We start from the raw sequence: 16,700 nt of genomic DNA on the forward strand, positions 1-16,700 counted from the left end.
GCGGGCCGGGACGGCCGCTATATAGAGTACGATAATGCGACTGACGCTGCAGGTTCAGTTAACCCTGCGGGCCATGCTCGATGAGCTCGACCGCGAACTGTACGGACTGGAGCTCGTTGAGGCTACCGGCCTGCCCCCCGGAACGATCTATCCGATCATGGCAAGGCTGGAGAGCGCTGGTTGGGTGTCCAGCCGCTGGGAGGAGATCGGTCAGGAGGCCAAGGGTCGTCCTCGGCGGCGGTACTACCGCCTCTGCTCGGGCGGCATCGTGCAGGCGCGAGCCGCGTTGGCGTCTAGCGACGCGCGTCGCCAGGCCCGCGCTCGCGGCCCGATCGGCGACGTCCTGCCGGGAGCGACGGGATGAGCATCCAGACCGTGGTGCTGGGGATCGCGTCGATCGTGCTGCCACGGCGTCACCGCGCACGCTGGCGCGAAGAGGCGTCGGCCGTACTCATCGGGGTCTCGGGGGTGCGGCGCTTGTGGTACACCCTGGACACTGTCCTCAAGGTGCCGATCCTCGCGCGACAACACCGACGCGAACAGACCGGTGGACAGCCGACCAGCCTGCCGGGCCGACAGCTTTCGGCGGTGGTGGGCGCCGCGCTGCTCGCGTCTGCGTTGGCGGCGGCCGCCGACCTGCTGAGCGTGCTGCGCCTGCTGCGCGGGCCAGGCCCGACCGGGGCCGATGTCTTCTTCGAGGTGCCCGACGGACTGCCGGTGATTGGGATGCCGGATCCTTTGCGGTACCTGCTTGTGTCCGGTGGGCTGGTTGCGCTGATGGCCACACGGTCGTTCCGCTCAGCACAGCGGCCCGGCGGAGGGGTGCAGTACGCGCACTCGGGCGCGGTACTCATCACGGTGTTCGTCGGCACCGGGCCGCTCGTCGGCTGGATCCTCGCGAGAGCCCTGTACCTTCCGGTCGTGGCGCTCGTCGCCAACGTGCTCCCCGGCGTGTGGCTGGCCACGGTCTGCGCCTTGGCGCTGCGACGTCGCACCGGACCCTGGCCACTAGCCGTGGTCGGCGCCATCGCCGGGCTGGCGCCGATCGGCGTGCTGGTCGCTCTGCCGCTGGTACACGTGATAGCTGGGCAACAGCCATTGCCGTTCCTGGTCGTTCACGGGTTGCCGCTGGTAACGATGTCGACCTACGTCATCTGGTCCGCGTGGGCGGGCGTCCGGCTCCTCCTCGGCCGGCAGGATCTGCTCATGGCCCGCCCGCCCGGCCCTGCCGGCCTGCAACCCGACGAGGCGCGATGAGCGTCCGCTCCAAGGGAGGCGAGCAGCGCCGCCCGTCCACGGCCCGCACCGGCAGGAAGGCCGCCGGCGGCAAGGCCGGTGCCGCCAAGGACGGTCGGGGCGGCGGGCCGCGCCCGACCGCATCGGTCAGGATCAAACCGGGCCGCGACTCGAGGTTGATCTCGTTATTCGTCGCCGTCGGGCTGGTCGCCGCCGGCATCATCGGGTATGGCGCCTACGCGGTCTACCGGAACAGCATCGGCTGGCAGGACCGGGCGGCGGCGATCGACGGCATAGTGAACTACCGGGCCAAGGATCCGAAGGCGCCCGACTACGTCGACCCGAGGCCGAGTGCCTACGGCCATGTGGAGGGCACCGTGCAGTACCCGGTGCAGCCACCGGTCGGCGGCCGGCACAACGCGGCATGGCAGCGCTGCCAGGGCGACGTCTACGACACGCCGATCGCCAGCGAGCACGCCCTGCACAGCCTGGAGCACGGCGCGGTCTGGATCGCCTTCCGGCCCGACCTGCCCAAGGACCAGGTCGAGGCGCTGGCCGCCAAGGTACGCGGCAACGACCATATGCTCATGAGCCCGTTCGAGGGGCTCGACCGCCCGATCTCCCTCCAGGCATGGGGTTACCAGCTCAAGCTGGACAACGCACGCGACGGCCGGATCGGCGAGTTCATCCGGGCACTACGGGTGAATGCCTCGACCGAGGGCAACGCGACCTGCTCGACGGGCAACTATGTGAACGTCACCGGCACCACGCCGCGTAACATGCCGGCGCCGCAGGACCAGCAGCAGCAACAACCGGGCGGCTGACGAGCGGACATGAGGTGGCGAACGGGGCGCGGACGAACGGCCGCCACCGAGGCGACCACGGCCACCGAGGTGGACGGGGACGGCGGTCCCGTCGCCGCCGTGACCGGCGGAGACGGGCGCGGCAAGCGGTTCGGCACCGTCGCCCTCGCGCTCGCCATCGCGGTGGGGCTGCTGCTTGGGTACCTTGCCGGCCTACTCACGCCGGGCATGCGCGCCCCTGGCGACGACTCGGCCGAGGCCGGCTTCACCCGTGACATGATCACGCATCACTCGCAGGCCATCGACCTCGCGATGGTCGCCTTCCAGCAGGGCCAACTGCCCGAGGTGCGCACACTGGGACTCGACATCGCGCTCGGGCAGCAGACCCAGGTCGGCACGATGTACCGCTGGCTCGAAGAGTGGAAGTTGCTCCCGACCGGTCCCCGGCCACCCATGGCGTGGATGCCGGACGGCGCCAGCGCGCTGGTGAACGGCCTGATGCCCGGCATGGCCACCGACGACGAGTTGCACCGGCTCTACGGGTCGACCGGCAAGGATTTCGACGTCCTCTTCCTCCAGCTCATGCTGCGCCATCACCTCGGCGGCATCCACATGGTCGACGGTGTGCTGGAGCAGTCCGCCCGGGACGAGGTCGTGGTGCTCGCGACCAGGATGAAACAGGGCCAGCAAGCCGAGATCGAGGTGCTGCGGAACCTGCTGACGAAGCTGGGCGCCAAACCGCAGTAACCGCGCTCTCTCCGGTAGGCGCCGTTGCGTTCGTCGATCAGGAGGCGCGTTTGAGCTGGTTGCGGCCGGCTTCAGAGGGCGGAGGCGAGTTGGCTGTACGCCGCCGGGACGCGCAGTCCGCATGGGGCGTCCAGTCCGAGCTCGTAACGTCCTCGGCGACGGTTCTGCATGAAGGCTGCCCGGCAGATGATCGTCTGCGCAGTCCGGTCGGTGCGTGTTGTATCTTCGCGATCCCCAGCCCTGGCCGGTCGGCCCGCCACTGCGTCAGTGTCGGCTCGATCAGCGCCCACCGGGCATCGGACAGGTCGGTACGGCACTGCCGTCGCGCAGCAGAAGTCACCCGAATCCGATACCAGCACCGATCATCGATGTGTGGGATGACCCTCGAAACAACTTTCGCCGTTTCCATACCTAATCATCCAGTGAAGGGATCATGCCCTCTGAGCGGATTTGCCTCCGTCCGTGCGTGCGGGTGCACGGTCGCGCCGGGTGGAGGGGGTGGGAGTCTGGATATTGTGGGGGAGGTGTTTCGGGCTGCTGCGGTTGACGGGTTTCGGCTTGCGTATGGGCGGACGGGATCCGGTCCGCCTGTGGTGTTGCTCCACGGCTGGCCGAGTGACAGGACCGAGTACCGCGATGTCGTCCCGCTTCTGCCGGCGGCCGATGTGGTGGTACCCGACCTGCGCGGGTTCGGCGGCTCCGACAAGCACCTGGTCGATCCGGACATCGGGTACTGCGCCGATGCGCAGGCCCGCAGCGTTGTCGCCCTGATCGAGGAGCTGGGGCTTGACCGGCTGGTCCTCGGCGGGCACGACATCGGCAGCAGGGTCGCCCAGGCCGTCGCACGCCAACGCCCGGATCTGATCCGGGCGTTGGTACTGACGCCGCCGCTGCCGGGCATCGGCGAGCGGATCCTGGCGCCGGCGGCGCAACGGGAGTTCTGGTACCTCAATTTCAACCGGCTCCCGGTCGCGGACAAGCTGATCGATGGCTGCCCGGACGCTGTGCGCGACTATCTGCGCCACTTCTGGACGCACTGGTCCGGCCCGGGGTTCGCGGTTCCCGACGAGCACCTCGACCGTCTCGTTTCACGATATGCCGAACCGGGCGCGTTCACCGCGTCTGTCGGCTGGTACCGGGTTGGTGGTGGAGGGCTCGCCCGAGTGGTGGCCGAGCGGCCACCCCCGCCGGCAGAGCGGATCGCCGTGCCGACCACGGTGCTGTGGCCCGACCACGACCCTCTGTTTCCGACCAGCTGGTCCGATCGGCTGGACCAGTTCTTCGCCGACGCCCAGATCCAACGTATCGATAGCGGACATTTCGTACCACTGGAGCGCCCGCACCAGTTCGCTGCCGCAGTGGCGGCCGCCACGAATACACCGTCGGCGTGAGCGACCCCCACCTGGCTCGACTTCCGGATCTGCCGCGGACATCGCGGCCTTGCTGATCTGCCACGCTCCGCGCGTTGAATGATGCGCCGTCGTGTGGTCGGCGGCGGCTAGGATCTTTGATCGTGGCGGCGAACGTCCTCTCGAACGCTCCTGATTTTGCGTCGTTGTCGGCATGGGCTGGACCTGGACGGGTGATCCGGGCCGAGGCGTCGCAGGTGACGGACTGGCGTCTGCCCGAGGTCCAGAAGACGACGTTGACGTCGTGCGGTGTGCCGCTGCTGGACGACATCGTGGAAGAGACCGTTTTGGAAGCGTCGTCGCAGGACGGGACGTACCACCTTGCCCGGAGTAGGAGCTTCCTACACTCGCCTGGTCAAACCTATTTCGCCGAGCCGGGGGCAGGGCGGGTTCACGTGCTCGAGCCGCTGACGGGACGGGTCAGCTTCGTGAACTCGTCGATCGTCCACTGGCTGTGGTCGCTGCACCTGGTCGGTACCTGGGTCTTGAACTCGGCGGCGCTTCAGGCGTGGGACCAGGACGAAGCGATGGAAGACGTCGCAGTCGCCGAACTCGCCGACCTGCTGGAGCGGATCAGACTCCTCGACCCGGAGGCCTACGGCAAGGTCGGCGACCACGAAACCCACTTCTGGCCGGGAGTTCTCGACCGCTGGTTGTACTGACAACCACAGCGCGCGTACACGACACCAGAGTGCCCACGGCGGCTTGACCGGGTGCACGCACATGCCGCTGTTCATGCGCGACCGGGTTAGGATCACGCGCGTGTTCATCGAGGTCATCGGACGTCGCCCTCTACCCGAATACTTCGACCGCGATGACGTCGAGGACGCGCTCGCCGAGGCGCTCGGATCGGACGGCGCGGTGACCGGAGCCGGTACCGGAGAGACCGGATGGCATCTCGATGTCGAGATCGTCGTTGACGTGGCCGACTCCCGGCAGGTTCTACGGAGACTGGCGCTTGCGTTGGTCGAGCAGGACCTTGGATGGGTTGTGCTCCGTCCCGAGCAGGAACCCTCCGGCAGGCCGGCTCAAGAGATCGTCTGAACCTCGCTATTTGGCGCACGGATCTAGCCGCGAGGAGCGCGTCGAGCTGATCTGCTGCTGTAAATGCTTTGATCATCCGGTTGGTCGTCACGGTCGGTGCCGGTGGTCGGCCCGGCCGGTGTCTGGACTGCCGACGATCGTGTGCGGCCCCGCACTGTGTGGCTGGACGCTGCAATTGCTGGTGGATGCGGGAGTGCGTCCGTTCTGCCGCGTGCTGTGATTCGCCGACGATGCTTGGCGTTCACCGGAGTTCGAGCTGGACGCCGTCGTCGGTGAGGTAGCGGACCAGGTCGCCGAAGGTGACAGCAGGCGTCCAGCTCGTCCGGTCATAGCCGGAGACCAGGTGGGTGCGCGCGACCTCACAATGGTGCCAGACCAGGCGAAAGCCGGGGGTCGCGCCGCCGTCGCCGGTGGCAGCATTTTCGTGCAGCCAGAACAGATCGCCGCCGAACCAGCCGCCGGGGCCGTTGATTGCTTCGCCGATCGCGCAGAAGAAGGCGTCAAGGTCGGTGATGTAGCGCCCGTCCAGGTGGTAAACCGTGCCCGCCGGCTTGTCCGGCGCGTGGATCCGGTGGACGGCGGCGGCACGCACCCACAGGTAGCGGCCGCTGCGATCGAGCCCGGCCCACATGTTGGGCTCGGCGGGGCCGCCGGCGCGCCACATGTCCCACAGGGTGCGGTCGTTGGCCGTCAGCGGCTCCGGGATGCACGCGTCCAGGGTGAGGTCGAGCAGGTCCTCACCGAGGGTGGACGGGCGGGTGGCCACGACGTGTCCGAACACGGGTTGTTCCCAGCCCAATTTGTGACCGTGCCGTCGACGCGCACGTGGGCCAGTTCCGCCTCGACCAGTCCGATGAGCCCGGGACGGCAGCCAAGCAACCTCAGCGGCGGACCCGGCGGCCAGCTGGCGGGCCGGTCGAGGAACAGACCCGCGACGTCCTGGCACTCGCCGGCCGGCGCCTCCTCGGGGTCAGACCCGTCCGCTGCCGACCATACGATCAGCCGGTAGCCGAACACGGCGGGCGCAACGGCGCCGCCCTGATTGTTGTCGCCCTCGCGGCGATGACCTTCGAGACCGATGTCGAACAGGCCGGACCCGTCCGCGGCGGGCCGATGTGCGACGACCCGCACGTCGAGTAGCTCCTCCATGGTATCGAAGCACCCTTTGCACCCAGGCTCGCAGCTCTCGTTCACCGGCCGGCCGGGTACGTGCGCGCCCTCGACAATGAGGTTGCCGACCCAGGCCGGCCCGGTGCCGTCGATCGCGGCCAGCAGCGGTCCAGATGGTGCACAGTTGACCCGGGTGTAGCGCTCGTTTTGCGGCTCGGCCGGGAACACCCGATCGACGAAGATCCCATCGATGTCCATACAGTCGGTGGCCGAACCAGACTCGTGGGACACGGCGAGCAGCTCTGATCACATGCTCACATCTGCCGCCGTCCGCGCGGTGATCGTGAGGTGTCGGCCTATCGCTTGGCGGTCCGGTAGTGCCTCAACAGCGCGGTGATCCGCGCGTAGTCGCCAGCGCCGTTGAGTTCCGCGACGAGATCGTCGGGCTGGACCTCGTACTGCTCGCCCCACCACCGCCTCGCCTTGTTGTCCCACACTCGCCAGCCGCCCGGCACACCACGGGCGACATACCGACGCCGGCTCAACTGCGGACCCTGTTCAGCGGGTCATCAACTCCGCGGACGGCTGGCACGAACAGCATGGCAGCAGCGTCCTCCAGCGCAACGAGCGTGGCAACGCGGATTCTGCGACGCACCGCCACCACTTTCCAGATCTGCCGCTTACTGTGCGTCACAGGGATGGGCAGGCCCGCCTCAGCTACTGTCGGGCCGGTAGTCACGGCGGATCGCAGCACCGCCGATGAGGGCGCGTAGCAGATCCTCGGTGGTCGAACCGCGCACCTGGCCGGCGGACCTGCGGCGAGACCGTCGGCCGTGCATCTGTCCTGGCGTGAGGGGCCAGCCCATGAAGGATCCGCTTTACCGCCGGGTCAACACCCGGGCCAGAAACGTCCACCATCGCCACGGCGGGGACTACCGGCACCGGCGTAACACCAAGCGCGAACGCGGGTCGGACCAGACACGCGGTTCGATGGGCGGCCGGGTGCGCCGCGGTCTGGACTACACACCGCTGTTCCGGTTCCTACTGCACCGGGTCGGCGAGGACTGGGACCTGGTGTTCGGCGAGGCGGCGGCGCGGCTGGACACCCCTGAACCGATCTTCTGGATGGTCGCCCGGCAGGACCACGAACGGCAGGACTACGTCCGAATCGGCGAGAGCACCTATTACAGCGGCCTCTACATCGACACGGACAACCGGCTGCGTCTGGTCAACCCAGACCTCGGCCCGCACAGCATGGAACCAGGCTGCCCGTGCTGCACCTACACCTTCAACGGCATCCGACTGACCAAAACCTACCGGCCCGAATGAAATCGGGGGGCGACCGGAGTCTCCACGTTGACGCGCATCGAGCGCGCTCATCCGCCGCGCTCCGCGCGCTACGCGGACTTGCCGCGAGCAGCGCGGCCGTCCTGATCTGCCGCGAGGAGCGCGGCCGTGCTGATCTGCCGCTGGGGTTGCGGCGCGGAAACGCCTCTGGCCGATTTGCACGTTCTGGCGCGGCCGATAGCACGACAAACGTCAGGAGGCGGTGTCGGCCCAGCGCTGATCGGCCGTCCGCGGCGCTCCCACCCCCGCGTCCCGAAGGAACGTGTATGCCCGCGCAACCTCGTCCGGCACGTCCACGTGGGCAATGAATCCCCGCCCGGCCGGGCCGTAGCCGTTGACGTCGTCGGTGAGTCGGGGGATCTCGCCCATCAGCAGGGAGACGTACCGGTCCATCGGCCACATACCGTCGAGCGGGGTCCGGAAACCGAGGTGACCGTCGACGAGTTCGACGCGGGTCCGGTGCGCGGCGAAGTTGACGATCTGAGCGTCGGGGGCGTGGAGGCGGAATCCGGCGTCCATGCGCTGCTGCATCGACGCGTCCTGGATGAGCAGGATGCGTCGGGACGGGATGTCATGGGCTTCAAGCAGTTCCAGGGCGTTGCGGACGTTGCTGCCGCAGTTCGTCGATTCGTACTCCAGCAGGTCGGCGCGGACTGCGTACCGTTCGGTGATGTACCGGTCGAAGAGGGCGGCCTCGGTCTGGTCGGCTGTGTCGTCCCAGCCCATACGGTGGCGCATGGCTGCGCGCAGGATGTCGGTGGAATGGCCCTGACCCCCGACGATCATGAAGTGGGTTGCGAGGTCGTCGGCGATGGCCCCGGCGAAGAGGTCGCCGCCGGCGAGGATGCTGCCACCGAAGAGAATCGCGACATCGACCCGTCCGCCCGCCGCCTCCTCGGCCACGGGGCGGCTCAATGTGGCGATGTCACGCCGCGCGCAGAACTCCACGAGGGTATTGAGGTGCGCGACGACGGAAGCTTCCACGTAGACGATCATGGCGATCGGACTCCGGGTCGGCAACGGTCAAGCCGCATTCGTCGGTCACACGGATCGAGGCGCGATTGCCCGAGGCGGCCCGATGGCGGCGCGTCGAGATCATCAACGCGCCCGGCGTAGCCGCTGTCGGCGCTTGATCACGTTTCCGGATCTGCCGCTGTCCGCTTGATAGGCGTTGACCGGCCGGCTACCGTTCCTCAGCGTTTGAGGCGGACCGGACGACCGCTTCGATGTGCGCCATCGGCCGATGGGTATGGCTTGCCGGCCCGACGCGCTTGGCCTGGCGGAACACGGGCCGGGTCCACGACCCTAACCCGGCGGCGCGTATCCGGTCAGGAACGTGTCGATGGCCTTGCCGGCCTCGGTAGCGGCCTGGTCGGTTCCGCCGAGCAACGAGATGCCGTGGGCCCTGCCCGGCACGACGAGGAGCGTACGGCGGTCCGCGGGCGTGGCGTCGTGCAGCGTCCGGCCGTCGGTGACTGCGGTTCCGTCGTTTTGCGCCGCGATGTAGAGGGCCGGTGGGGTGAGCGTCCTCACCGCGGCCTCGGCGTCTTCGCCTCCGAAGACCCGGGGACCGGAGACGCTGATCACCCCGGCCACCGGCGGTGTGACCACCGAGGCGGCGACCAGGGCAGCCGTGCCGCCCCGCGACGTGCCGATGAGTGCGATCCGGCCGGCGCCGGCCTGCCGCAGGTACGCGACCGCGGCGGCCACATCGCCGGAATGGGTCGCGCCAGGTGCGGAGGTCGAAGCGCCCTCGCCGGCGAAGTCGAACGCGAGAACCCGGTACCCGCGGCCGGTGAGTACCGTGGCGTAGCCACCGAAGCTGCACGAGTCCATCCGACGCTGCGGCACCAGTACCACGGCGGCCGTTCCGGTACCGACCACGTAGCCGGCGAGCCGGGCGCCACCGGAGCCGGGGAAGGTGACCTGTTCGACTTCGGGCGGGGTGGTGCGGCACCGTGGGGCCGGGGCGGACGACGATCCGGCCGGAGTCGGGGGCGTCGAGGTCGGTTCGGCGGCATCACCCTGCCCGGCCTCGGTGCGGCCGTCACCGCAGCCGGCCGCCAGGAGCACAGCAACCAGTGCCAGCGTGCCCAACACTCCTCGGCGGGCAGGGGGCTTGATCATGGCGTCCTCTCGCAATGCTCGTGACGTCTCGGTGAACAAGACTGACGAACATCGAAGACGGTTGCATCGCAGACCGTCAGGCCGTGCGGGGTAGCGAGCACGTCCTCCGGGCCGATCCTGCGGTGGAAGTCCGCCCGGACGCGGTCGCCCATGGTGTCGACGGCCCCGGCCCCGTCGTGGCGGGCGGCGACCGCGGCTGCGGCCTGGGGGAATTGGGTGTCGTAGCAGATGTTGATCCCGAACCGGACCTGGCCGAGGTCGAAGACCGGGTAGCTTTCTCCAGCGGCGAAGATCGACTCTCCGGCGGTCAGGAACGTCTTGCGGTAGCGGCCGATCACCTGTTGCCGTGCGATGACCAGCGCGGTGTTGAAGTAGGTGCCGCCTGACCGCTCGATCATGCCGAGCACCAGCGTCTGCCGGATTCCGGCCAGCGCCGCCAGCACCCCGGCGAACTCCGCCGAGATGACATCGAAGGCCCAGGTACGGATGTGCCGCTCGGTGATCAGGTAGCCCTGCAGGAAGCATTCGGGGAACAGCAGCAGGTCGACCTTCTCGGAGTCCGCCTGAGCGGCGAACTCACGAACGATGCGCAACGCCCCGTCGATATCGCCGACAACCTCGGGCGTCTGACAGGCGCCAATCCGCACTACGCCACCGTAACCGCGCGGCAAAGGAACCGGAGCGCGACCTGGCGTCCTGAAATGCCGCGATTGGCTCGGCCTTGTGGACGATTGGTGCACGCGCGAGCAGCGGTTCCACGCGCCGCTACCGAGTTGGCTTCGTCGTAGGGGTCCCGGCGTCACAGGGGCGGCAGACGGTCGTCGGGGTTAGGGAGGCGAAGTGCCCGGTCGAGCGGACGTGGAGGTAGTCGGACAGCTCGTCGGCGAGCATTCCGCGGTGGGTGTCGGCGAGGACGAGCTTGCGTTCGATGGTCAGCAGCAGCCGTCGCCACTGGCGGCGACCGTCGTCGGTGTCGACAAGGAACGGGGCCAGGCCCAGCGCGGTGGTGCGCCGCCCGAACTGGGCATAGAGCGTCTCGGCCGCCGACAGTCCTTCGCGGAGGACGCCGCGGCTGCGTCAGGAGCTCGACGCGGCGCACGCGGCGTGGTGCGCGGACGAGCGGCTCGCGTACGTCGTCGGGCACACCGACTGGGACGGGCACCTGACCCCCTGCACTGACGTCGCCCACAATTGCAACAACGATGGCGGCGACCTGCGGTACCCGGTCGAGACGCCGCTCGAGGCGGTGCGCGACACGCTGGAGACGCACCGATGCTCCACATCCGCCGTGCTCATCGTCGACGTCGACGCCCGGCACGACTGCTACGACCGTGACGCCGACATCTGGCACCAGCTCTGGCACGACTCCGACGCGGTGCTCCGCTACACCGCAGAGGCCCGTCGCCGGTGCGCCGACGGCGACCCGTCGGCCGCTCTGGTTCTCGGCCGCGACCTCGCCCGGGCCAGCGGCGGCGACCAGGAACGCGAACGCCTCGCCCACAGGGCGCCGGCGTTTGGGTTCGTTTGTGTTCAGGAGTCGGTGGTGCCCGTTCCGGCATGATCGGGGCCCGACCACTGAAAGGAAAGATGTGCGTAGAAGAGTTCTCGCCCGGGCCGCGACGGCCGTCATCGCGTTGGCGCTGGCCCCTTTGACGATCGTCGGACCGGCCAGCGCCGACCCGCCCGCGGAGAACGCCTGGCTGATGAACAGTTCCGGCACCCTGTTGTGCCTGGACGGCAGTGTCTCTCAGGGCGTTCGCATCAAAGCGTGCGACCGAGTGAGCCCTTACCAGCGGTGGTACCAGATCCGGATCACCGCCGAGAGGTTCGAACTCAGGAACGCCGGCAACTCCAGGGTCTGCCTGGACGGCAGCATCACCTCCGGTGCGCGGATGTTGCCGTGCAACGGCAACGGCTACCAGTTGTGGACAATCGAACAGCGGATCCGCCTGTCGAATGTGAGATACGGAACCGCCCGCTCTCTGGACGGGAGCGTCAGCCAGGGCGTGCGGATGAACGCGACCGCTTCAGACAGCGTCTACCAGGCCTGGCAGTTCTACAAGCCCTGACCCGCTTGCACAGTGATCCGGTTACCGTCCGGTGACCGGCCGCTGTGCCGTCGGTGACGACAACCCATCCACCGGCTCCGCGAGGCCGCCGGCGTTTGGGTTCGTTTGTATTCAGGAGTCGGTGGTGCCCGTTCCGCCATGATCGGGGCCCGACCACTGAAAGGAAAGATGTGCGTAGAAGAGTTCTCGCCCGGGCCGTGACCGCCATCATCGCGCTGGTGCTGGCACCGTTGACGGTCGTCGAACCGGCCAGCGCCGCGGCGCCGGCGGGGTCCGCGTGGATGAGGAACGTCGCCGCCGCCGGGGTGTGCTTGGACGGCAGCGTCTCTCAGGGCGTTCGCATGAAGAGTTGCGACCTCGAGAGCCGGTACCAGCGGTGGACCCAGGCCCCGGGCAGCGGCCAGACGTTCGAGATCCGGAGTGCCGCCTACTCCGGGTACTGCCTGGACGGCAGCATCACCTCCGGCGCGCGGTTGCTGCCGTGCAACGGAAACGACTACCAGCGGTGGACCATGGAGGCGCAACACCTGAAGAACGCCAAGTACTCCGGCTACTCTCTGGACGGCAGTGTCACCCGGGGCGTGCGGATGAACGAGACCGCTCAGAACAGCGGTTACCAGGCCTGGCGGTTCGTGATTCCGTAACCACGGCGGTCGAGCGGCCCGGGTCACCGTCCGGTGACCCGGGCCGCTGTGCCGTCATGACGTCCGGCCCGGCGGCTGTCGTCTCTTGACGGGTCGTGCCGCTCGCGCCATTTTCGACACGTTCCCCCGCGTGTGTTCGATCTGTGACACTGGGTGCTTGCTTTTTGACGTGCTGGCGGGGGCCCGATCTGCGCCGCCGGACCAGCATTTCGGTTGCCGGAGCGGCGTTTCCAGAGCCGGGGTCGCGGATTCTCGCCGCGCGTCCTCCGAAGCGTCGTTCGTCGTCAGGAGGGGTGTGTCATCATGCGTTCCGGGTTCTCGGACCGAACCGACAACGAGGTCCTGCAAGAGGTTCTGAACAGGGCCAACGAACTGCGTGCGCGGCACGGGTCGCCGGTCAGGGCACGCAGTGGTGGGAAACGTACATCGTGGCGAACTTTTCGCCGTCCGGGAACATGCAAGGCGAGTACGGGGGCGGACGTGGCGCCCGCGAGCTGACACCGACTCCTCCCGACGGGGCGCACCGGCTGTGACCGGTGCGCCCCGGCCACGTCTGCCGACCTGAGGGACCACAGCAACGTCCACCGGGGCGAGCCCCGCCGCGATCATCATGAGCAGGCCGACACCCGGCAGGGCCATCGGCGTTCAGGAGGGAGACGGTTCCGCCTCGCCAACGGCGCGGTCACCACCACGCGGTATTACAGCCATGATGGCGCGACCGTCGCCGTGCGCACCCCGAGCGGCCTGACCTGGCTCGCCGTGACCGCCAGGGCAGCGCCTCCATCGCCCTCGACCCGGCCACCAACACGGTCGGCTGAGCCGGTGTCACCGTTCGGTGGCCCGGCGGCGGTTGTGGGCGGCCAGTTCGCGCACCAGCGCGTCCCAGTCGCCGCGGTGGGCCAGCACACGGTAGGCCGGCGCCGTGTCGCGCTGGCTACCGGGCCGGCTGACGGTGATGCGGTTGTCGCGGATCAGCAGCCGGTCGCGCGGACCGACGTCGAGGTGGCCGGCGCCACCCATGACGATCGGCACGCGGACAGCGGTCTCGGTGACGATGACGTACGGGATCGGGCCGAGGTAGAGGGCGCCGAAGCCCGCGAGTCCCAGCCCGAAGATCAGGAAAATTGGAAGTGCCTCGCTGACATCGCCGAAGGCGACCAGCCCGACAACGACGATTGCGGCACCACTGGTGAGCATCGACATGGCCACCCACCGCGCAAAACGGATCCGCATGCGAAGGACGATACTCCGAGGCGCATTGACTTCGGTCATATCGTGGCGAGTCCATCGGCGGACCGCTCGACTGCCACGAGCTGACGCCGGGCATGCTGCCTTCGTGTCCGGATTTGCCGCGGACAGCGCGGCCTTGCTGATCTGGCCGCGAGGAGCGCGGTCGTGTTGATCTGCCGCGCCGCGACCGGCGCTGCTATGCGGTTCGTGCGAGTACCGCGGTGGCCAGGATGCGGAGCTGCTGGAGGTAGTACCGCTCCTCGCCATCGGTGAAGACCGCCAGTGCTGTGTCGAGGTCTTTCACGCAGGCGGTGAGAATCCGCGTCCTCTCAGGGTCGAGGTGGCCCCCGTCGGCGAGCCAGGTACTGACGCAGCCGGCGGTGTCGGCGTCGAGCTGAACCACGTCGATGTCGCCGACCTCGGCCCCGCGCAGTAGCGGCGGAAACCAGCGATCACGGTGGGACCGCCACATCTTGGCGATGTCCGGTTCCAGCCCAGTCACCGGCACAACCTACCGATAGGCCCGAGGTCGGCCCCGGAAGCCTCGGATGCGGCCGCGACCGCCGCTCGTCGACCCGGTTCCGAAGTGGAGGATGACGGTGTTCATCACCGGGGCCACGTTCACGGATTTGCCGCGCGTCGGGTGAGCCTGCTCCGAGATGGTGCCGGCGCGGGACCTGAAGCCGGGTTCCGAGCCCGGCCGTTACTGGACCCGTCCGTGTCATGGGCCGTGCCGCTACCGCGGACGAGCTCACGTTCGGGTGTCTGCGGCTAACATCGCGTCGTGCGGTGGCAGCTGGTAATGGGTTTCTTATTCGCGGTGACGCCCATCTGTTTGACACCCGGGGCGAGCTTCACGTTGGTCACCCAGCGGGTAGCGGCTGGCCGGCGCCGAGACGGGATGCTGGTCGCGGCCGGCACCGCGTCGGGACTCTGTGTGCACGCCACGCTCGCCGCGGTCGGGCTCTCCGCCGTTGTGATGCGGTCGGCCGAGGCCTTTCTGGTGGTCAAGCTCGCGGGGGCGGCGTATCTGATCTGGCTCGGGGTCACCTCCTTCCGGTCAGGGCGGAAAGTTCCCGAGGCGACAAAGACGCCGCCGCGACCACCGTGGGTCGGGCACGGCGGCTATCTCCAGGGTTTCCTGGGCAACGTGCTCAACCCCAAGGCGGCCGCGGTGTACCTGACGTTGGTACCGCAGTTCCTGGATCCCCGTGCCGGCGTGGCCGGGCAGATCGCCGTGCTCGCGGCGGCCCACGTGACGGTGGCCGTGACCTGGCTGACGGCATGGACGTTCGTGGTGGCCACGGCGCGACGTGCCATCAGTTCGCGGACGTTCAGAACCGCCATCAACCGGGTGTCCGGCGTGGTCCTGGTCGGGTTCGGCGTACGGACCGCCGTCAGCGGCTGACCATCCCGGACGCGGCCGCACCGCGAGCCGTCACCGGTCCGCCCCCCTCCTGTGGCCGTAGCCGCCGAACGGGCTCACTGTTCGGTGCCTGCGTTGGGTCAGCACAAGCGTCCAGCCGTGGGTACAGCTCCTCCTGCTCCGGCCGCCCGGAGAAGTACACAAGAACCTGGTCCGCATCGCGATCTTGGCACTCGGATCTGTCGCGCTCCGTGCGCTACGCGGATCTACCGCCTGTTCGGCGAGGTCGCACACCATGGGCTTCACGGCGAGGGGGTGCCGGCGGTGTTGGTCCGCTCCGGTTGTGGAAGGCAGGCCTCGATCTCGGTGCCGGTGCCGTCGGTGACGTAGGCGTCGATCCCGTTGCAGTGGACAATGATCGATGCGGGTCCGTGAATGACCTCGAACGGCTCATCCGGGTAGGTGGTGCCGGGCCATGAACCAGGCTCTCTACCGATCGTGGTGACGACAAACGCCTCGCTCGGCTGCAGCCAGTAGCTCCGGGCCCACGGCTCGAGCACGACCTCCACCACCTCGGCGCCCTGATTGTGGATTCTGAGATTCGCCCGGGGCGGCGTCGTGTTCGGCATCGCCCCAGCATCACACACCGTGGACGGCCTGCGACCGCGCGAACCAGCCTCCGCCCACGTCAGCGAACCTCCAGACGGACGTGGACACGCGGTTGACGGATGAGCGCCTCGCCCCATTCTCCGCTCAGTTGCCAGACGTCGTCGGCGATGTCGGTGGCCCGGGTGAACGTGTCGATGTGGCCGTAGTCGGCTTCGCCGGTGACGTCGATGGCCGGTGGGCAGGTGGACCGGCGGGCGAGAATGGCCGTGTCACTGTCGACGATCAGGGTTCCTCGCCGGTGGCAATGGGTTTCGTCGGCGCGGGGCGGGCTGTATTCGCGGTGTTCCGGTGTGAGGACCAGGTCCAGCGTCACCGACAGCCGTCGAAGTGAGGCGTCGACGTGCAGGACCCAGGACTCCTCGAGGACCACGTCGGCAAGGTCGGCGAACGTCTCGTGATACGCGGGCAGCCTCCCGGACGCGATGGTCACGATCGATGCCCCCTCCGGTTGCCGGCATTCGCCACGACGGTAACCCGCGGCCCGGAGCTGGACCGGGGCGCAGGCATGCGACCACGGCGCCACATCTCCGGCCCCGCAACGCCTCACGGCGGCGGTGCCATGACGGCCTGCGTAGTCTCGTTCCGTGTCGGACAAGTCGGAGCGTCGAGCGACGCGTTCAGTGGTCGCGGAGTACCACCAGGCCGAGTTGGGAGGGCTACTGGCCCGCGTTGCGGAGGCCCTCGATCGTTACCGTGAAGGTGAGCTCGACGCGTTCGACGTCGATCACGTTCTGTTCCAGTACTCCCGAGCGGCGAAGGAGCTGTGGAAGTTCTGCAATCTCGGCCAGGTCGAGTTGACGGCCGCGATCATCCGCGAGCGACGACCACATGACTGGTGGGAACGCGGTGCTCCGAAGAGGAGGTGATCGCAGGCGGCTCGGTCACACCGATGTGGGCTG

General features: G+C 68.5%; 24 protein-coding genes. 14 read left to right on the plus strand and 10 right to left on the minus strand.

Annotation, left to right across the window (positions count from 1 at the left end; genetic code table 11):
- Positions 1 to 34: 34 nt before the first annotated feature.
- From Voc01_RS31610 to Voc01_RS31640, 7 genes are all read left to right on the plus strand, one after another.
- Positions 35 to 364 (plus strand): PadR family transcriptional regulator, encoded by a 330-nt coding sequence (locus Voc01_RS31610; protein ID WP_239160609.1) that lies wholly within the window; start codon positions 35 to 37, stop codon positions 362 to 364.
- Positions 361 to 1,257, plus strand: coding sequence for a hypothetical protein (locus Voc01_RS31615; RefSeq protein WP_203931264.1), 897 nt, complete (start codon positions 361 to 363; stop codon positions 1,255 to 1,257). Before Voc01_RS31610 ends, Voc01_RS31615 begins: the two co-directional genes overlap by 4 nt.
- Complete coding sequence (locus Voc01_RS31620; RefSeq protein ID WP_203931265.1) at positions 1,254 to 2,060, plus strand: thioredoxin-like domain-containing protein; 807 nt, start codon at positions 1,254 to 1,256, stop codon at positions 2,058 to 2,060. The genes Voc01_RS31615 and Voc01_RS31620 overlap by 4 nt, the downstream gene beginning before the upstream one ends.
- A 9-nt stretch (positions 2,061 to 2,069) precedes the next feature.
- Entirely contained in the window at positions 2,070 to 2,786 is a 717-nt protein-coding gene (locus Voc01_RS31625; protein WP_203931266.1) for a DUF305 domain-containing protein, read from the plus strand.
- 590 nt (positions 2,787 to 3,376) lie between these two features.
- Complete coding sequence (locus Voc01_RS31630; RefSeq protein ID WP_203931267.1) at positions 3,377 to 4,177, plus strand: alpha/beta fold hydrolase; 801 nt, start codon at positions 3,377 to 3,379, stop codon at positions 4,175 to 4,177.
- Between the two features lie 122 nt (positions 4,178 to 4,299).
- Positions 4,300 to 4,857 carry an SUKH-4 family immunity protein gene (locus Voc01_RS31635; protein ID WP_203931268.1) on the plus strand — a complete coding sequence of 186 codons (558 nt, stop codon included), beginning with the start codon at positions 4,300 to 4,302 and terminating at the stop codon, positions 4,855 to 4,857.
- A 61-nt stretch (positions 4,858 to 4,918) separates the two neighbouring features.
- Positions 4,919 to 5,239: a hypothetical protein gene (locus Voc01_RS31640; protein WP_203931269.1), complete on the plus strand. Its 321-nt coding sequence runs from the start codon at positions 4,919 to 4,921 to the stop codon at positions 5,237 to 5,239.
- A 241-nt stretch (positions 5,240 to 5,480) separates the two neighbouring features.
- Here the strand turns inward: Voc01_RS31640 and Voc01_RS31645 are convergent, their stop codons facing one another.
- The 3 genes from Voc01_RS31645 to Voc01_RS31655 form a co-directional block, all read right to left on the minus strand.
- Positions 5,481 to 6,005, minus strand: a complete 525-nt coding sequence (locus tag Voc01_RS31645; protein ID WP_203931270.1) for a barstar family protein — start codon at positions 6,003 to 6,005, stop codon at positions 5,481 to 5,483.
- Positions 5,930 to 6,607, minus strand: coding sequence for a hypothetical protein (locus tag Voc01_RS31650; RefSeq protein WP_203931271.1), 678 nt, complete (start codon positions 6,605 to 6,607; stop codon positions 5,930 to 5,932). The genes Voc01_RS31645 and Voc01_RS31650 overlap by 76 nt, the downstream gene beginning before the upstream one ends.
- Positions 6,608 to 6,705: 98 nt before the next feature.
- A complete protein-coding gene (locus tag Voc01_RS31655; RefSeq protein ID WP_203931272.1) occupies positions 6,706 to 6,894 on the minus strand; it encodes a hypothetical protein in 189 nt (62 codons plus the stop codon).
- A 319-nt stretch (positions 6,895 to 7,213) separates the two neighbouring features.
- Between Voc01_RS31655 and Voc01_RS31660 the strand changes: the two genes are divergently transcribed.
- Entirely contained in the window at positions 7,214 to 7,678 is a 465-nt protein-coding gene (locus tag Voc01_RS31660) for a hypothetical protein (protein WP_203931273.1), read from the plus strand.
- A 210-nt stretch (positions 7,679 to 7,888) separates the two neighbouring features.
- Here Voc01_RS31660 and Voc01_RS31665 read toward each other — a convergent pair whose 3' ends face one another.
- The 3 genes from Voc01_RS31665 to Voc01_RS31675 all read right to left on the minus strand — a co-directional run bounded on the left by Voc01_RS31665 (position 7,889) and on the right by Voc01_RS31675 (position 10,470).
- Positions 7,889 to 8,692, minus strand: coding sequence for a YdcF family protein (locus tag Voc01_RS31665; RefSeq protein ID WP_203931274.1), 804 nt, complete (start codon positions 8,690 to 8,692; stop codon positions 7,889 to 7,891).
- Positions 8,693 to 9,001: 309 nt separating this feature from the next.
- The gene (locus tag Voc01_RS31670) at positions 9,002 to 9,823 is read right to left on the minus strand and encodes an alpha/beta hydrolase (protein ID WP_203931275.1); all 822 of its coding nucleotides are present in this window, start codon (positions 9,821 to 9,823) and stop codon (positions 9,002 to 9,004) included.
- On the minus strand, positions 9,820 to 10,470 hold the full coding sequence (locus Voc01_RS31675; RefSeq protein WP_239160610.1) for a carbon-nitrogen hydrolase family protein: 651 nt from the start codon (positions 10,468 to 10,470) through the stop codon (positions 9,820 to 9,822). The genes Voc01_RS31670 and Voc01_RS31675 overlap by 4 nt, the downstream gene beginning before the upstream one ends.
- 242 nt (positions 10,471 to 10,712) lie before the next feature.
- On the opposite strand from Voc01_RS31675, the gene Voc01_RS54740 reads away from it, so the two are divergent.
- The 4 genes from Voc01_RS54740 to Voc01_RS31695 all read left to right on the plus strand — a co-directional run bounded on the left by Voc01_RS54740 (position 10,713) and on the right by Voc01_RS31695 (position 12,536).
- Complete coding sequence (locus Voc01_RS54740; RefSeq protein WP_373873899.1) at positions 10,713 to 10,853, plus strand: hypothetical protein; 141 nt, start codon at positions 10,713 to 10,715, stop codon at positions 10,851 to 10,853.
- A gap of 216 nt (positions 10,854 to 11,069) precedes the next feature.
- Complete coding sequence (locus tag Voc01_RS31685; protein ID WP_203931278.1) at positions 11,070 to 11,384, plus strand: hypothetical protein; 315 nt, start codon at positions 11,070 to 11,072, stop codon at positions 11,382 to 11,384.
- A gap of 88 nt (positions 11,385 to 11,472) precedes the next feature.
- The gene (locus tag Voc01_RS31690; protein ID WP_203931279.1) at positions 11,473 to 11,892 is read left to right on the plus strand and encodes an RICIN domain-containing protein; all 420 of its coding nucleotides are present in this window, start codon (positions 11,473 to 11,475) and stop codon (positions 11,890 to 11,892) included.
- 170 nt (positions 11,893 to 12,062) lie between these two features.
- Entirely contained in the window at positions 12,063 to 12,536 is a 474-nt protein-coding gene (locus Voc01_RS31695) for an RICIN domain-containing protein (protein WP_203931280.1), read from the plus strand.
- An 825-nt stretch (positions 12,537 to 13,361) separates the two neighbouring features.
- Here the strand turns inward: Voc01_RS31695 and Voc01_RS31700 are convergent.
- On the minus strand, positions 13,362 to 13,769 hold the full coding sequence (locus Voc01_RS31700) for a hypothetical protein (RefSeq protein ID WP_203931281.1): 408 nt from the start codon (positions 13,767 to 13,769) through the stop codon (positions 13,362 to 13,364).
- A 193-nt stretch (positions 13,770 to 13,962) separates the two neighbouring features.
- Entirely contained in the window at positions 13,963 to 14,268 is a 306-nt protein-coding gene (locus tag Voc01_RS31705) for a hypothetical protein (protein ID WP_203931282.1), read from the minus strand.
- A 300-nt stretch (positions 14,269 to 14,568) separates the two neighbouring features.
- On the opposite strand from Voc01_RS31705, the gene Voc01_RS31710 reads away from it, so the two are divergent.
- The gene (locus Voc01_RS31710; protein ID WP_239160636.1) at positions 14,569 to 15,174 is read left to right on the plus strand and encodes a LysE family translocator; all 606 of its coding nucleotides are present in this window, start codon (positions 14,569 to 14,571) and stop codon (positions 15,172 to 15,174) included.
- Positions 15,175 to 15,434: 260 nt separating this feature from the next.
- On the opposite strand, the gene Voc01_RS31715 is transcribed toward Voc01_RS31710, so the two are convergent.
- Positions 15,435 to 15,761 carry a hypothetical protein gene (locus Voc01_RS31715; protein WP_203931284.1) on the minus strand — a complete coding sequence of 109 codons (327 nt, stop codon included), beginning with the start codon at positions 15,759 to 15,761 and terminating at the stop codon, positions 15,435 to 15,437.
- A gap of 59 nt (positions 15,762 to 15,820) precedes the next feature.
- Complete coding sequence (locus Voc01_RS31720; RefSeq protein WP_203931285.1) at positions 15,821 to 16,324, minus strand: hypothetical protein; 504 nt, start codon at positions 16,322 to 16,324, stop codon at positions 15,821 to 15,823.
- A gap of 61 nt (positions 16,325 to 16,385) precedes the next feature.
- On the opposite strand from Voc01_RS31720, the gene Voc01_RS31725 reads away from it, so the two are divergent.
- Entirely contained in the window at positions 16,386 to 16,667 is a 282-nt protein-coding gene (locus Voc01_RS31725) for a hypothetical protein (protein WP_203931286.1), read from the plus strand.
- The last annotated feature ends 33 nt before the right edge of the window (positions 16,668 to 16,700 follow it).

Origin of the sequence: Virgisporangium ochraceum, from assembly GCF_016863655.1 — a bacterium.
GTDB lineage: Bacteria > Actinomycetota > Actinomycetes > Mycobacteriales > Micromonosporaceae > Virgisporangium > Virgisporangium ochraceum.

What these genes read in the sequence shown, in the direction of transcription:
- Voc01_RS31670 (WP_203931275.1), bottom strand. Translation starts at nt 9,823, where the DNA reads ATGATCAAGCCCCCTGCCCGCCGAGGAGTGTTGGGCACGCTGGCACTG.
- Voc01_RS31700 (WP_203931281.1), bottom strand. Translation starts at nt 13,769, where the DNA reads ATGCGGATCCGTTTTGCGCGGTGGGTGGCCATGTCGATGCTCACCAGT.
- Voc01_RS31665 (WP_203931274.1), bottom strand. Translation starts at nt 8,692, where the DNA reads ATGATCGTCTACGTGGAAGCTTCCGTCGTCGCGCACCTCAATACCCTC.
- Voc01_RS31620 (WP_203931265.1), top strand. Translation starts at nt 1,254, where the DNA reads ATGAGCGTCCGCTCCAAGGGAGGCGAGCAGCGCCGCCCGTCCACGGCC.
- Voc01_RS31710 (WP_239160636.1), top strand. Translation starts at nt 14,569, where the DNA reads ATGGGTTTCTTATTCGCGGTGACGCCCATCTGTTTGACACCCGGGGCG.
- Voc01_RS31625 (WP_203931266.1), top strand. Translation starts at nt 2,070, where the DNA reads ATGAGGTGGCGAACGGGGCGCGGACGAACGGCCGCCACCGAGGCGACC.
- Voc01_RS31640 (WP_203931269.1), top strand. Translation starts at nt 4,919, where the DNA reads ATGCCGCTGTTCATGCGCGACCGGGTTAGGATCACGCGCGTGTTCATC.
- Voc01_RS31615 (WP_203931264.1), top strand. Translation starts at nt 361, where the DNA reads ATGAGCATCCAGACCGTGGTGCTGGGGATCGCGTCGATCGTGCTGCCA.
- Voc01_RS31650 (WP_203931271.1), bottom strand. Translation starts at nt 6,607, where the DNA reads ATGGACATCGATGGGATCTTCGTCGATCGGGTGTTCCCGGCCGAGCCG.
- Voc01_RS31660 (WP_203931273.1), top strand. Translation starts at nt 7,214, where the DNA reads ATGAAGGATCCGCTTTACCGCCGGGTCAACACCCGGGCCAGAAACGTC.
- Voc01_RS31610 (WP_239160609.1), top strand. Translation starts at nt 35, where the DNA reads ATGCGACTGACGCTGCAGGTTCAGTTAACCCTGCGGGCCATGCTCGAT.
- Voc01_RS31715 (WP_203931284.1), bottom strand. Translation starts at nt 15,761, where the DNA reads ATGCCGAACACGACGCCGCCCCGGGCGAATCTCAGAATCCACAATCAG.